Here is a 14254-nt window from a genome sequence, read left to right on the forward strand (position 1 = left end):
ATAAATCAAATATAGAGAAAATTAAACCACTCTATATAATTTCTCGTAAAGTAGTTTTTTTAACGAAGTATAATTTACCACCATTTCTAGCATGGCTTGTTTCTCGGTTTCTTCAGCAGATTCGTCTAGCAATTCTTTGATTTTTAATTCGATAAGAATACGACGCAAGTTTAAAATAGCATCCATTACTAATTTGGTAAGGTTTTTATCTTTTTTTCTTACATAGATTTCTTTGCGTATCCAATCACTTAAGACATACTTTTCATCATCCATTAAAATATCGGTTACAGCTTTACCAACTTCCACATCTTCATGATTTACAAAAGCATCTATATTTATTTGTTCATTCTGGTTTAGTTGATGAATAGCTTCGTAATAGATTTTTTTAAATACCTCGTTACTAAATTCTATTTCGTCATCTTGTAGATGTAAATAGATTTCGTTAGAAACAGTATTCTGATATTCTTCTTTTACAATTTTAATATTACCATCTTCACCTTCTTGCTCTATATAATCTACAAAATCAACCGTTTGATTCCCGTATAGCAACAAGATTTCGATCAGTTTCTTCTCTAGTCGATTTAATTGATCTACTTTCTCTAATTGCTGTTGTTGTGGCTTGACTTTTACAACTTCGAAAGAAGAACCTTGTTGCTGAGCGGGTCTTTTAGAAGCATCTCGCAATTCACGCTTTGCTAATTGAGCCAGCTCACTAAACAATACCTTTTCTGAAATATCCATGATCTTAGCACACTCTTGAACATAGACTTCACGTTGAATATTATTGGGTATTTTTGAAATGCTTACTACAATGTCACGAATGAGTCCTGCTTTTTTTACAGGATCATTCTGAGCTTCTTCCATTAACAACGATACCTTAAACTGAATGAAATCTTGTGCATTTCTATCAAGATATTCTTTCAGTTCTTCTTCAGAATGTGCTTTAGCAAAACTATCTGGGTCTTCTCCTTCTGCAAAAGCAACAACCTTTACATTCATACCTTGTTCAAGAATGAGATCAATACCGCGTAATGAGGCTCTAATACCAGCCGCATCACCATCGAATAATACTGTGATATTTTGTGTTAAGCGGCTCACTAAACGAATCTGTTCTGGTGTTAACGCCGTACCCGAAGAAGCCACTACATTTTTGATGCCAGATTGATAAAACTGAATTACATCAGTGTAACCTTCTACTAAATAGCAATTATCTTCTTTAGCAATGGTTTGCTTTGCATGATAAATACCATATAAAATTTTACTTTTATGGTAGATTTCACTTTCTGGTGAATTCAGGTATTTAGCTGCTTTCTTTTCATTGGATAGAATACGTCCACCAAAACCTAAAACACGACCACTCATAGAATGAATAGGAAACAAAACACGGCCTTTAAAACGGTCGAATTGTTTCTCTTCTTTAACTATTGTTAATCCGGTTTTTTCTAAGAATTCAAGTTGATATCCTTTTTTTAGTGCAGTTTCTGTAAAGGCATTCCAATCATCTAAGGCATAGCCTAATTCAAAGGTTTTTATGGTTTCATCTGTAAAGCCACGCTCTTTAAAATAACTTAAGCCAATTGACTTGCCTTTTTCAGTATTCAGTAAAATATCATGAAAGTAATTACGAGCATATTCCGAAACCAAATACATGCTTTCGCGTTCGTTAGCCTGTTCTTTTTGCTCATCAGACTGCTCGGTTTCCTCAATTTCAATATTGTACTTTTTGGCGAGGTACCGAATGGCTTCAGGATACGAGTAGTGTTCGTGTTCCATTAAAAATGAAATGGCATTACCGCCTTTACCCGAACTAAAATCTTTCCATATTTGCTTAACCGGTGACACCATAAAAGAAGGTGTCTTCTCGTCTGCAAACGGGCTTAATCCCTTAAAATTACTGCCTGCTTTTTTAAGTTGAACAAAATCACCAATAACCTCTTCTACACGAGCCGTTTCAAAAACTTTGTCTATGGTGTTTCTGGTAATCATAGATAATTTATGACACCGCTTTTAGCTTACTTAAGGTAGAGTTTGTAAGTTTAGATTCAGCGTATTTTTTAGTAACTTTTAATGATTTCTCATCAGAACCAGGTAATTCGAACATAGCATCTGTAAGAATTGCTTCACATAACGAGCGTAAACCACGTGCGCCTAGCTTATACTCTACAGCTTTGTCAACTATATATTGCAACGCTTTTTCGTCTATACTGAATTCAATGCCATCCATTTCGAACAACTTTTCGTATTGTTTGATGATTGCATTTTTAGGTTCGGTTAATATGGCTCGCAGGGTTCCTGCATCAAGGGGATTCATATATGTCAATACCGGCAAACGACCTATAATCTCTGGAATTAATCCGAAATCTTTTAAATCCTTTGGCACTATATACTGCAGCAAGTTATCCTCATCTACCCTTTGATCACTCTTTGAAGCACTATAACCTACTGCTTGCATGTTTAATCTTTTGCTAATCACACGATCTATACCATCGAAAGCACCACCAGCAATAAATAAAATATTACGCGTATCTACTTCTACAAACTTTTGATCAGGATGTTTACGACCTCCTTTCGGCGGAACATTTACTGTAGTTCCTTCTAATAATTTTAGAAGTGCTTGTTGCACACCCTCACCAGAAACATCACGTGTAATTGATGGATTATCACTTTTACGTGCAATCTTATCTATCTCATCAATAAAAACAATTCCTTTTTCGGCTTTTTGAGTATTGTAATCAGCTGCTTGTAGTAAACGTGTTAAAATCGTTTCAACATCTTCACCAACATAACCAGCTTCTGTTAATACGGTAGCGTCAACAATTGCAAAAGGGACATTCAACATCTTTGCAATTGTACGTGCTAATAATGTTTTACCAGTACCCGTTTCACCAACCAACATGATATTTGATTTTTCAATCTCTATATCGTCATCTTTCTTGCTTGGTTTCTGTAATAATCTTTTATAATGATTATACACGGCAACGGCCATTACTTTTTTTGCTTGATGCTGGCCAATAATATATTCATCTAAAAAATTCTTGATCTCAAGTGGCTTCTTTAAAACCAATTCACCTGATAAGCCAGTAGAATCAGTTTCAGAAATCTCTTCTAATACAATACCATGTGCTTGCTCTATACATCTATCACAAATATGTGCATCTAAACCTGCAATCAATAAGTTAGTTTCTGCTTTTTTACGAGCACAAAACGAACATTCTAATTCTTCCTTCTTTGCCATAATCTACTTGTAGGTAATAAGTTACTTTATTGTTAACTCAAAATACCATGCTATATTTTATTAACTTCTAGTTAAAATTTCATCCACCATTCCGTATGCTTTCGCTTCGTCAGCTTTCATCCAGTAATCTCTATCAGAATCATCGTGTACTTTTTTAACGGTTTGCCCGGAATGCTTTGCTATGATTTGATATAATTCATCTTTTAACTTTAAGATCTCTCTAGCTGTAATTTCTATATCTGAAGCTTGTCCTTGAGCGCCACCTAAAGGTTGGTGAATCATAACACGTGAGTGCGGTAATGCAGAACGTTTTCCTTTCTCACCTGCACACATTAGCACTGCTCCCATTGAAGCTGCCATACCTGTACATATTGTTGCTACATCTGGCTTAATGAATTGCATAGTGTCATAAATACCTAAGCCAGCATACACACCTCCTCCAGGAGAATTAATATATATAGAAATGTCTTTTGAATTATCTACACTTTCTAAAAATAGCAACTGTGCTTGAACGATATTAGCTACATAATCATCTATACCTGTACCTAAAAAGATAATGCGATCCATCATTAAACGAGAAAAAACATCAAAAACAGCAATGTTCATCTGGCGTTCTTCGATAATATTAGGCGTTAATCCAACAGGATACATAGCACTGATCATTTTATCATAATACATGCTATTAATACCTTGGTGCTTGGTTGCGTATTTTTTAAATTCTTCTCCGTAATTCATTGGTAGTTTTTAATATATGTTTAAGCAGTAAATATACTAACATTATTCTAATGTTGTATTTGTACAATTTGCCAACTATTTGCTAATAAAAAACCCGAAATTTAACTTTCGGGTTTTAACTATTTAGTTTGTTCATTATTATTTATAAACCTCTTTTACAAAATCATCAAAAGAAATTTCTTTCTCTTTTAATTTTACATTCTCTTTAAAGAAGTCTAATAATTTCTGACTCATTAATTGTTCTGATAGACGCTTTACTTCATCTTGATTACCTAAGATTCTACCTGCAATTTCGTCTAATTCTTTTTCCTCAGGATTTGCATTACCAAATTGCGCCATTTGACCTTTAATAAACCCTTTAGCGAATTCTTTTAGTTCATCAAATGTTACTTGAAGATTATTCTCTTTTGCAATCTTACCCTCTATTAATTGATAACGCAATCCTTTTTCAGATCGATTGTATTCTTCTGTAGCTTCTTCGGTAGATAATTGCTTTTCTCCAGCAACAGCTAGCCATTTTTGTAAGAATTCTGCCGGTAACTCAAACTTTGTGTTTTCAATCAAGCCTTCAGTAACCGCATTAAGTAATTGTTGATCAGATTGTTGTTCGAATTGCTTTTCTGCATCTTCTTTCAACTTAGCTTCAAATTCTTCTTTATTCTTTACAGCTCCTTCACCAAATAATTTATCAAATAATTCTTGATTTAATTCTGCTGGTTCAGTTTCAGTAACTTCTTCTAGTGTAAACTTAACTTTAACATCTAATCCATGAGCATCATCATGTGATACACCTAGAAGGCTCTGTGATAAATGATCATCCGTAAACAATCCTTTTGTTTTTAACTCAACTACATCACCAACTTTAGCACCTATAAACTTTTTTAAGTTTGGTTTTCCTTTTACTTTATCAAGTTTAAAAGTCGATTTCTTTTCGATTTCTTTTTCTTCGTTTACAAAAGTTCCAGTAACATTAGAATTTTCAGCAACTTCTACCTGCGTGATCATTTTCCCATAACGATCTTGAATATTCTTAATCTGATCGTCAATCATCTTTTTATCAGCAACGATCTTGTAACGCGTAATTGCTTTTTTTGGCTTTAAGTTTACCTCAAATTCTGGCGCTAAGCCTAATTCGAACTCGAAAGAAAATTTATCAGCATCCCAAGAAAAATCATCAGATTGTGCTTTAGGTAATGGGTTACCTAAAATATCTAACTTTTCTTCTACTAAAAATTTACTTAAAGAATCTTGCAACAATTTATTTACCTCATCAATCATTACAGGCTTGCCATATTGCTTTTTTACCAAGCTCATTGGCACATGTCCTTTTCTAAAACCTGGTATGTTTGCTTTTTTACGGTAATCTTGTAAAATCTCAGTTACTTTATCTTGATAATCATCTTGTGTTATATCAATTTTTACAACTGCATTTAAATCGTCAATCTTTTCTTTTGTAATATTCATTTTCTAAACTATTATTTCTTTCTTAAACTCTGTTGACTTTTGAGGGCGCAAAATTAGTAAATTTCTGTCACAAAACAATTTAACTACGCTTTTGTTTTTTCTCTTTTAAAAAAGAATACAATATTGATTGAAAAAAGGATAGCAGTAAACTAAATAATAATGCATACCAAAATCCGGAAACGGCAAAACCATCTATCAATTTATCTGCTAATAGTATAATACCTGCATTAATAACAAAAAGGAACAAGCCTAATGTTAGGATAGTTATTGGTAAAGTAAAAAGGATTAAAATTGGTCTAACAAAAATTCTTAATAAACCTAATACAATAGCTACAATAATGGCTGATGAATATCCGTCTACTTGAACTCCTGGTAATATTTGCGCTAAAATAACCACAACAATCGCGGTTAATAGCATTTTTAAAATTAATTTCATAATAACTTGTAGTTTCTAAAGAGCTATCCACAAGTATGCCAAATAGTTATTTGGCTAAAAAGCTGACAACATAGTTATAAAAATCGGTAGGATTTTCTGCATGGAGCCAATGTCCTGCATTTTTGACAGTTACAATTTTTGAATTTGGAAAATGAGCTTCTATTAAATTACGATCATTATCATCTATATAACCAGAATTGCCACCGCGTAAAAACAAAGTTTCGCCGTTAAATTGAGTTAAGGGAGGCAACGCAACCCCTACTTCATCATAATTCTCGGTAAGTACTTTTAAATTGAAACGAAATCCAAATTCTTCTTTTGAAACTCGATATACATTTTTTAACAGAAATTGACGAACATCAACTTCAGAAACGTAATTACTCAATTGATTTTCAATTTCTTTTCTAGAATTGACTGTAGAAAAATCTATAGCATTCAATCCATTCAAAATATCTTCATGGTGCGCAGAATAGTAACGAGGGCCTATATCTGCAACCATTAATTTATTTACCTTTTCGGGATGAGAAATAGCAAAAAACATCACAGTTTTACCACCCATTGAATGCCCAATAAGATTGACTTTTTCTAATTGATGATGCTCAATATAGTTAGACAAATCTTCAGCTAAAACTTCATAACCATAGTCTTCTGAATGAAAACTACGTCCATGATTTCTTTGATCTATAAGGTGAACTTCATAATCTTCTGCAAATTTATTACCTAGAGTTTTCCAATTATCACTCATTCCTAAAAAACCGTGAAGTATCAATAAAGGTTCACCTACACCTAATATTTTGGAATGTAATATTTGCATCAACTTAATTTATGGAGATACATATTCACTACATTTTGCATACCTAAATACAAAGATTCTGAAATCAATGCATGACCAATTGAAACCTCCAAAAGATTTGGAATATTCTCTGCAAAGAACTTAATATTATCTAAACTTAAATCATGACCAGCATTAATTCCTAACCCTAATTCGTTAGCTTGCTTTGCAGATTCTATATAAGGTTTGATAGCGTCCTTATTTCCTAAACCATATTGTGTTGCATATTCTTCGGTATATAACTCTATTCTATCTGCTCCTACTTTTTTTGCTCCTTCAATAAATTCGGGAATGCTTTCCATGAAAATAGAAGTTCTAATTCCATTATTCTTAAATTCTGAAATAACTTCGGTCAAAAAGCTCTCGTTAGCAACAGTATCCCATCCTGCATTAGATGTAATTGCATCAACAGCATCTGGCACTAAAGTAACTTGAGTTGGTTTATTCTCTATCACTAAATCAACAAACTTTCGAATCGGATTTCCCTCTATATTATACTCAGTCTTTATAAAAGGTTTCAAATCATAAACATCTTGATATCTAATATGTCGTTCATCTGGTCTAGGGTGTACAGTGATGCCCTGACCACCAAATTCCTGAATATCAATTGCTGTTTGTACTAGATTTGGCGTATTGCCTCCGCGAGCATTTCTCAAGGTTGCAATTTTATTTATATTGACACTTAGTTTAGTCATAAATCAGTTTTATATAACCATCTTTGGTGGCAAAATTAATGTATTTGTATTTGTATTTTAACTATTTTGCAACTTATTATGCAGACATCAGACTACATATCTAAAGATGTAAAAGCTTTATCGCCAAACAATACTGTAAAAGACGCTCAAAAGCTTTTCAAACAACTAACATTCACTCATTTACCAATAGTAGACGATGGAATTTATTTAGGCTCTGTATCTGAATCTGATATTCAAACTATCGAAAACGATCAACAAAAAATTTCAGACTATAAATATCTTTTCGATACTTTCTTTGCGGATGAAAACTCAAACTGGTTTGATCTTTTAAAGGATTTTGCAGCAAACGAAACATGTATTATTCCTGCGCTTAATAAACAAAAAAAATATATTGGTTATTTTGAATTAACTGATATACTTAACGTATTTAATCACACACCTTTTTTAAACGAGACCGGTGCAATTTTGGTGGTGTCTAAAGCTATAAAAGACTACTCTTTTAGTGAAATTTCCCAAATAATTGAATCTAATAATGGTAAATTGCTCGGCGCTTTTGTATCGAATATAGAAAATGAAATTGCCGAAATTACAATAAAGCTAAATGACCCTGATCTAAATAATACGATACAATCGTTTCGCAGGTATGAATATACTATTCTAACAGAAATTCAAGAAGATGAATATCTAAAAGGATTAAAAGAGCGTTCTGATTATCTTCAAAAATACTTAAACATATAACTGATGAAGGTAGCCATTTATGGACAATATTATAAGAGTGAAGCTGCAACTTATGTCGAAACACTATTAGCTGTTTTAGAAGAAAATAATGTTACCATTTATATTGAAGAGCAATTTTTTAAGCTTATTAATTCAAATAAAAGCTATGAAATTTTCACTCATTATAATGATTTGAATTCTTCATTCAATGTGCTATTTACAGTAGGAGGTGATGGTACTTTCTTACGTGCTGTTACTTTTGTAAGAGATCTAAATATTCCAATAGTAGGTATTAATACAGGTAGATTGGGTTTTCTAGCAACTATCCAAAAAGAAAATATAAAGGCTTCGATTAATGATATTATAAATAATAAGTACTCGATTAAAGAGCGTTCATTATTAACTGTTAAAACTTCCACCAAGCATAATGATATTGAAGAGTTGAATTTTGCTTTAAATGAAGTAACGGTTGCAAGAAGAAACACTACTTCTATGATCACCATCGATACACATTTAGATGATGAATATCTTACTTCTTATTGGGCAGATGGTTTAATAATTGCAACACCTACAGGTTCGACAGGATATTCTTTAAGTTGCGACGGCCCAGTAATTACTCCTCAAGCAAAAAGCTTGGTTTTAACTCCAATTGCTCCACATAATCTAAATGCACGTCCTTTGGTTATACCAGACGATATGGTTATAAAACTAAAGGTAATAAGTAGAGAAAAACAAGCACTTATATCTCTAGATTCTAGAATATTCACAATTGACAATGAAACTGAAATTCTTATTAAGAAGGCCACATACACAATTAAAACTATTCAGTTAGAAAATCAAACTTTTTTAAAGACTTTGAGAGAAAAACTACTTTGGGGAGAAGACAAAAGAAATTAATAAGTTAAGCTGCTTCTCAACAATATTTTATAATAAAAACTGTTTATCAAAAAAGACCTTTACTTCAACTTCCCAAACAAATAGATTTAGTTATATTTGCAAACCCTTTTTTAAAATGAAAAAACAGTTTTTAGTTTACATATTTGTACTGACAACTAGTACTTTGTCTGCTCAGTTGTATGAAATCGGCATTTTTGCTGGTGGAAGTAACTATATTGGTGATATAGGTTCTACAAACTATATTAACCCTAATAGAATTGCCATAGGAGGTGTTGCCAAGTTTAATTGGACACCACAAATATCTGTTAGAGGTACTATGACATATACTTCTTTAAGAGGAGATGACAGTAAATCAAATAATTCATTTAGAGAAAGTAGAGGTTTACAATTCACCAATAATATAGTGGACGCAGCATTAGGGATCGAATTCAACTTTTTTAAATACAATCTTGCAAAAACTGGTTTTACTCAAACACCTTACATTATTGCTCAATTTGGATTAAGCTCTTATGTAACCATTAATGATGATGGAGAGTCAAAAAGAAAGATTTCACCTGTCTTACCCTTTGGCTTAGGGTATAAAATGAAATTGGCTGAAAATTTAGGTATTGCTTTTGAAACATCAGTTCGTTATACTTTTAAAGACGAAATTGATTATAATAATCATGAAATCCCTAGCCTGTCTTTTGGTAATGCTAATAGTGATGATTGGTATGTCTTTACTGGATTTTCAATTGTGTATGCTTTTGGCAGACCTGGCTGTTATACCGGTGTTTTTTAAATATTTATGGCTTTAAAAACTCAAATAAACCCCTTAAAGACCCCTAAACATGTAGCTGTAATCATGGATGGCAATGGTCGATGGGCTAAGAAAAAAGGATTAGCAAGAGTTTTTGGTCATAGAAATGGTGTAAAGGCCGTTCGAGAAACTGTTGAGTCAGCAGCTGAAGTAAGTATTAAAGTACTTACATTATATGCTTTCTCTACCGAGAATTGGAATCGCCCAAAAAAAGAAGTCGACACATTAATGAGTTTATTAGTTAGCTCATTAAAAGATGAGTTAAAAACGCTACAAAAAAACAACATCAAGCTACAATGTATTGGTAATATTGAAAATCTGCCTTCAAAGGCTCAAAAAGAGCTCAAAGAAGTCATCCAAAAAACCGAAAATAATGATCATATGATTCTAAATCTAGCATTAAGCTATGGTTCTAGAGAAGAAATTGTTAATGCATTTAAAAAAATTTCTAAAAAAGTTGTTAATAAGCAGCTTTTAACAGAAGAAATTAATGAAAAAATTATAAATAATCATTTATATACATTTACTTTGCCCGACGTTGATTTTTTGATACGTACTAGTGGCGAAAAACGTATAAGTAACTTCCTATTATGGCAGATTGCTTATGCCGAATTGTACTTTACTGAAGTACTATGGCCCGATTTTAGAAAAGAACATTTTTTCGAAGCTTTATTAGATTATCAGGATAGAGAACGCCGCTTCGGAAAAACAAGTGAACAATTAGAAGATAAGAATGAACAAACTTAAAATCTGTCTATTACTCTTTAGCTATGTTTTTATAGCTAAAGTTGAAGCTCAAGAAACTAAAATACCTAAAGATTCAGTTAATACAGTATTAACGGATACACTCCCTAAAAAACCTCAGCCTCTTACAAGAGAAATGTTTAATACACCTAAAACTTATATTTTAGGAGGTGTTAGTGTTAAAGGAAATCAGCAATTTAGTGATCAGTCTATTACAACTTTTTCTGAATTACAAGTTGGGCAGCCTATTAAAATTCCTGGTGATAAATTAACTTCGGCAATAAAAAAACTATGGAACTCTAAACTATTTAGTGATGTAGAGTACTTTGTAACAAAAATAGATGGGGAAGCTATTTATATCGAATTTGAAGTTAAAGAACTTTCTAAACTTACTGAAGTAGAATGGAGAGGTATTAAAAAGAATAAGGCTAGTGATCTTCAAAAAGAGACTGAGTTCACTAAAGGCGCTATGCTGACTGAAAACCTACAAACTACCACAAAGAATTATATTGAAAAGAAATATATTGATAAAGGTTTTTTAAAGGCAAAAGCCAATATTACAACAAAAATTGACACCACTAGTAACAATGCGGAAAAGGCGTTAGTAATTGTTGATAAAGGAAATAAAATTAAGATTAAAAATTTACGCTTTCACGGAAACGAAGCCTTTAAAACTAAACGACTTAAAAAGCTTTTAAAGAAAACGAAGCAAAAAAACCCTTTACATCTTTTTACCCCATCTAAATATATTGAAGAAAAATATACTGAAGATCTAGAGCGCCTTGTAGAAAAATATAGAGAGAAAGGTTATCGTGATGCTCAAATTCTTAAAGATTCAATTTCTTGGAACGATGACAACACCATTAATTTAGATATTACTTTAAATGAGGGTAGTAGATATTATTTTGGTGATATTCGCTTTTTAGGAAATACTGTTTATACAGATGACGAACTTACTAGGTTTTTAGGCTTAGTAAAAGGTGATGTATACAATGGTAAATTATTAAATGAGCAAGTAAAAGGTGACGGCACACCTGATTCACAAGATATCACAAACACATACTTAAACAATGGTTATTTATTTAGCTCGGTAATTCCAGTTGAAACAAAAGTAGAAAATGACACTATAGATATAGAAATTAGAATACGAGAAGATGATCCTGCTACTATTAGAAAAATAGGTTTAGTTGGTAACGAAGTAACTAACGACCATGTATTATATCGTGAAATAAGAACTCGGCCTGGACAATTATTTAGTAGACAGAATATCATTAGAACTATTCGTGAGCTAGGGCAATTACCATATATAGATGCTGAAAACATTGTACCTGACGTACAACCAAATTATAATGACAAAACTGTAGATATAGAATATAGTATTGCGGAAAAAGGTTCTAGTCAGATAGAGCTACAAGGTGGTTTTGGTGGCGGCACCTTCGTAGGTACATTAGGCTTATCTTTCAATAATTTTTCTATTAAGAATATTTTTAATGGTAGTGAATATAAGCCTGTGCCTAGAGGAGATGGGCAAAGTGTATCTCTACGAGCTCAAGCAAGTCGTTTTTCGAGTACTTACAGTTTGTCATTTACTGAACCATGGCTAGGTGGTAAGAAACCAAGGGGGTTTTCGTTCTCCATTTTTAACTCAAGTCAGTTTAGCTTTAACCCTGTAACAAGAGATGTTGATCGTGATAGAAAGCTAAATATTTTAGGTGCAACTGTTGGTTTGAGCCAGCGATTGAAATGGCCCGATGATTTCTTCACCCTTTCTACAGTACTGAGTTATCAGAGATATGATATTAAAAATTTTTTTCTAGCATCTTTAGGAGGTAGTAATGGTGTATCTAACAACTTGTCACTTGCGGTAAATTTTGGAAGAAACAACGCTGGACCTAACCCTATTTTCCCAATCTCAGGATCACAATTCAACTTAGGTGTTAAATTAACACCACCATATTCTTTGTTTAGTGGAAAAGATTTCAGTGATCCATCAATTGAAGACATTGAAAAAGTAGAACTTTTAGAATTCTATAAGGTTAATTTTTCTGGTAAATGGTACAATACAATTACAGGAAGTCCAGGTCATCAATTAGTATTATTATCAAGCGCTGAGTTTGGTTTTCTAGGCGCTTATAACCAAGATAAAGGTTTATCACCATTTGAGCGTTTCTTTTTAGGTGGTGATGGTTTAGGTCAAGGGCAATTTGATGGTAGACAAACTATTGGTCTTAGAGGATATCCAAACTCAAGTTTATCGGTTGAAACTGAAGGCCCTAATGCTGGAACTGCCGTTGGTAGTGCTATCTATAATAAATTTTCGTTCGAACTAAGATATCCATTAACATTAAAACCCTCTGCTTCTATTTACGCTCTAGGTTTCGTAGAAGGAGGTAATACAGCTAACAGTTTTAGTAATTTTGAACCATTTAAATTAAAAAGATCTGCTGGCTTGGGTATTAGAATCTTTATGCCTGCTTTTGGATTATTAGGTATAGATTTTGGACATGGATTTGATGATGTTCCTGGTCAGCCTGGTATAAAATCTGGTTGGCAAACGCATTTTATTATTGGTCAACAATTCTAACTAAATTAGTACATTTGCAGACAATCAGCACTTTGGCATGGTTTTTTCTAAATTCAATATCATGATGCGAGGCATTTTAATTATTTCAGTCTTTTTTATGGGCTTTTTCGTTTCGGCTCAAAAGCCACAACGAATCGCTTATATAGATATGGAATACATATTAGAAAATATTCCTGAATATGCAGATGCTCAAGCAAGATTAAATCTTAGAGTTCAAGATTGGCAAAAAAAATTAAATGATATTAAACGGGAGATTGAAGTTTTAAAAACAGATCTCACTAATGAGAAAGCCTTATTGACTGACGACCTAGTTAAAGAACGTGAAGAGGATATTGAAATAAAAGAATTAGATCTAAAAAATTTACAAGCCGCATATTTTGGCCCAACTGGTGATATGTATCTATTAAGAAAACAATTGGTAAAACCAGTTCAAGATCAAATATACAATGCTGTTCAAGAAATAGCTGTTAGAAGGAAGTATGATATGATTTTAGACAAATCAAGTGATCTAATTATGCTTTATACTAATAATAAATTTGATGTTAGTGAACAGGTCTTAAATAGAATAGTAAAAGGTAGAAAAGCAAAAGCTTTAGAAGAAAAGAGAAATGAACGTCTTCAAACACAAGCTAAATCAAATACTGAAGAAGTTTTAGAAACTAAAGCTGAGCAAAAACAAGCAAAAAATGATGCTTTACAAGCTCGTATAAAGCAGCAACAAGACGCTAGGATACAAAAAAGAGAAGAGCTAAAAAAAGCAGCCGAACAAAGACGTCAGAAACGTTTAGAAGAAATTGAAAAACGTAGAAAAGAAAGAGAGAATAAAATTAAAGGAGCAACTGAAAAGGCAACTGATACTCTTCAATCAAAAAAAATTGACTCAACCTCTATAAAAGCTATTGATTCAATTGCAGCTAAAAAGTTAGATGAAAAGGCAACTAAAAGAGCGGCTTTAAAAGAACGAGCAAGATTAGCACAAGAGGCAAGAGATAAGAAAAGGAAAGAAATCTCAAAAGCAAGAGAAGAAAAACGTAAAAAAAGACTCGAAGAGCTCGAAAAGCGTAAGAATAAAGAAGAAAACAACAACGAAAATTAATATTAATAAATTTACTTTAA

The 14254-nt window shown here is 32.5% G+C and carries 13 protein-coding genes; 6 read left to right on the top strand and 7 right to left on the bottom strand.

The features are described 5' to 3' along the window. Nucleotides 1-21: 21 nt before the first annotated feature. The 7 genes from dnaG to AC1EUV_RS01535 all read right to left on the bottom strand — a co-directional run bounded on the left by dnaG (nt 22) and on the right by AC1EUV_RS01535 (nt 7397). Nucleotides 22-1986, bottom strand: a complete 1965-nt coding sequence (gene dnaG, locus AC1EUV_RS01505; RefSeq protein ID WP_480196888.1) for a DNA primase — start codon at nt 1984-1986, stop codon at nt 22-24. A 7-nt stretch (nt 1987-1993) separates the two neighbouring features. Then, nucleotides 1994-3235, bottom strand: a complete 1242-nt coding sequence (gene clpX / locus AC1EUV_RS01510; protein ID WP_480196889.1) for an ATP-dependent Clp protease ATP-binding subunit ClpX — start codon at nt 3233-3235, stop codon at nt 1994-1996. Between the two features lie 60 nt (nt 3236-3295). Next, nucleotides 3296-3970 (bottom strand): ATP-dependent Clp endopeptidase proteolytic subunit ClpP, encoded by a 675-nt coding sequence (gene clpP / locus AC1EUV_RS01515; RefSeq protein ID WP_480196890.1) that lies wholly within the window; start codon nt 3968-3970, stop codon nt 3296-3298. Between the two features lie 138 nt (nt 3971-4108). After that, on the bottom strand, nt 4109-5434 hold the full coding sequence (gene tig / locus AC1EUV_RS01520; RefSeq protein WP_480196891.1) for a trigger factor: 1326 nt from the start codon (nt 5432-5434) through the stop codon (nt 4109-4111). Between the two features lie 79 nt (nt 5435-5513). Beyond that, nucleotides 5514-5870 carry a phage holin family protein gene (locus tag AC1EUV_RS01525; RefSeq protein ID WP_480196892.1) on the bottom strand — a complete coding sequence of 119 codons (357 nt, stop codon included), beginning with the start codon at nt 5868-5870 and terminating at the stop codon, nt 5514-5516. Nucleotides 5871-5916: 46 nt separating this feature from the next. Beyond that, entirely contained in the window at nt 5917-6684 is a 768-nt protein-coding gene (locus tag AC1EUV_RS01530; RefSeq protein WP_480196893.1) for an alpha/beta fold hydrolase, read from the bottom strand. Beyond that, nucleotides 6684-7397, bottom strand: a complete 714-nt coding sequence (locus tag AC1EUV_RS01535; RefSeq protein ID WP_480196894.1) for a pyridoxine 5'-phosphate synthase — start codon at nt 7395-7397, stop codon at nt 6684-6686. Before AC1EUV_RS01535 ends, AC1EUV_RS01530 begins: the two co-directional genes overlap by 1 nt. Nucleotides 7398-7475: 78 nt before the next feature. Between AC1EUV_RS01535 and AC1EUV_RS01540 the strand changes: the two genes are divergently transcribed. From AC1EUV_RS01540 to AC1EUV_RS01565, 6 genes are all read left to right on the top strand, one after another. Further along, nucleotides 7476-8135, top strand: coding sequence for a CBS domain-containing protein (locus AC1EUV_RS01540; RefSeq protein WP_480196895.1), 660 nt, complete (start codon nt 7476-7478; stop codon nt 8133-8135). Between the two features lie 3 nt (nt 8136-8138). Next, the gene (locus tag AC1EUV_RS01545) at nt 8139-9011 is read left to right on the top strand and encodes an NAD kinase (protein WP_480196896.1); all 873 of its coding nucleotides are present in this window, start codon (nt 8139-8141) and stop codon (nt 9009-9011) included. Nucleotides 9012-9126: 115 nt separating this feature from the next. Then, nucleotides 9127-9792, top strand: a complete 666-nt coding sequence (porG, locus tag AC1EUV_RS01550) for a type IX secretion system protein PorG (protein ID WP_480196897.1) — start codon at nt 9127-9129, stop codon at nt 9790-9792. 6 nt (nt 9793-9798) lie between these two features. Beyond that, the gene (locus tag AC1EUV_RS01555; RefSeq protein ID WP_480196898.1) at nt 9799-10557 is read left to right on the top strand and encodes an isoprenyl transferase; all 759 of its coding nucleotides are present in this window, start codon (nt 9799-9801) and stop codon (nt 10555-10557) included. Further along, nucleotides 10544-13138 (top strand): outer membrane protein assembly factor BamA, encoded by a 2595-nt coding sequence (bamA, locus tag AC1EUV_RS01560; protein ID WP_480196899.1) that lies wholly within the window; start codon nt 10544-10546, stop codon nt 13136-13138. Before AC1EUV_RS01555 ends, bamA begins: the two co-directional genes overlap by 14 nt. Nucleotides 13139-13199: 61 nt before the next feature. After that, the gene (locus AC1EUV_RS01565; RefSeq protein ID WP_480196900.1) at nt 13200-14234 is read left to right on the top strand and encodes an OmpH family outer membrane protein; all 1035 of its coding nucleotides are present in this window, start codon (nt 13200-13202) and stop codon (nt 14232-14234) included. The last annotated feature ends 20 nt before the right edge of the window (nt 14235-14254 follow it).

The sequence above is a fragment of the Maritimimonas sp. 2304DJ26-3 genome, from assembly GCF_056591635.1.

What these genes read in the sequence shown, in the direction of transcription:
- clpX (WP_480196889.1), bottom strand. Translation starts at nt 3,235, where the DNA reads ATGGCAAAGAAGGAAGAATTAGAATGTTCGTTTTGTGCTCGTAAAAAA.
- bamA (WP_480196899.1), top strand. Translation starts at nt 10,544, where the DNA reads ATGAACAAACTTAAAATCTGTCTATTACTCTTTAGCTATGTTTTTATA.
- AC1EUV_RS01555 (WP_480196898.1), top strand. Translation starts at nt 9,799, where the DNA reads ATGGCTTTAAAAACTCAAATAAACCCCTTAAAGACCCCTAAACATGTA.
- AC1EUV_RS01540 (WP_480196895.1), top strand. Translation starts at nt 7,476, where the DNA reads ATGCAGACATCAGACTACATATCTAAAGATGTAAAAGCTTTATCGCCA.
- AC1EUV_RS01565 (WP_480196900.1), top strand. Translation starts at nt 13,200, where the DNA reads ATGATGCGAGGCATTTTAATTATTTCAGTCTTTTTTATGGGCTTTTTC.
- AC1EUV_RS01535 (WP_480196894.1), bottom strand. Translation starts at nt 7,397, where the DNA reads ATGACTAAACTAAGTGTCAATATAAATAAAATTGCAACCTTGAGAAAT.
- dnaG (WP_480196888.1), bottom strand. Translation starts at nt 1,986, where the DNA reads ATGATTACCAGAAACACCATAGACAAAGTTTTTGAAACGGCTCGTGTA.
- AC1EUV_RS01545 (WP_480196896.1), top strand. Translation starts at nt 8,139, where the DNA reads ATGAAGGTAGCCATTTATGGACAATATTATAAGAGTGAAGCTGCAACT.
- porG (WP_480196897.1), top strand. Translation starts at nt 9,127, where the DNA reads ATGAAAAAACAGTTTTTAGTTTACATATTTGTACTGACAACTAGTACT.
- tig (WP_480196891.1), bottom strand. Translation starts at nt 5,434, where the DNA reads ATGAATATTACAAAAGAAAAGATTGACGATTTAAATGCAGTTGTAAAA.
- AC1EUV_RS01530 (WP_480196893.1), bottom strand. Translation starts at nt 6,684, where the DNA reads ATGCAAATATTACATTCCAAAATATTAGGTGTAGGTGAACCTTTATTG.
- clpP (WP_480196890.1), bottom strand. Translation starts at nt 3,970, where the DNA reads ATGAATTACGGAGAAGAATTTAAAAAATACGCAACCAAGCACCAAGGT.
- AC1EUV_RS01525 (WP_480196892.1), bottom strand. Translation starts at nt 5,870, where the DNA reads ATGAAATTAATTTTAAAAATGCTATTAACCGCGATTGTTGTGGTTATT.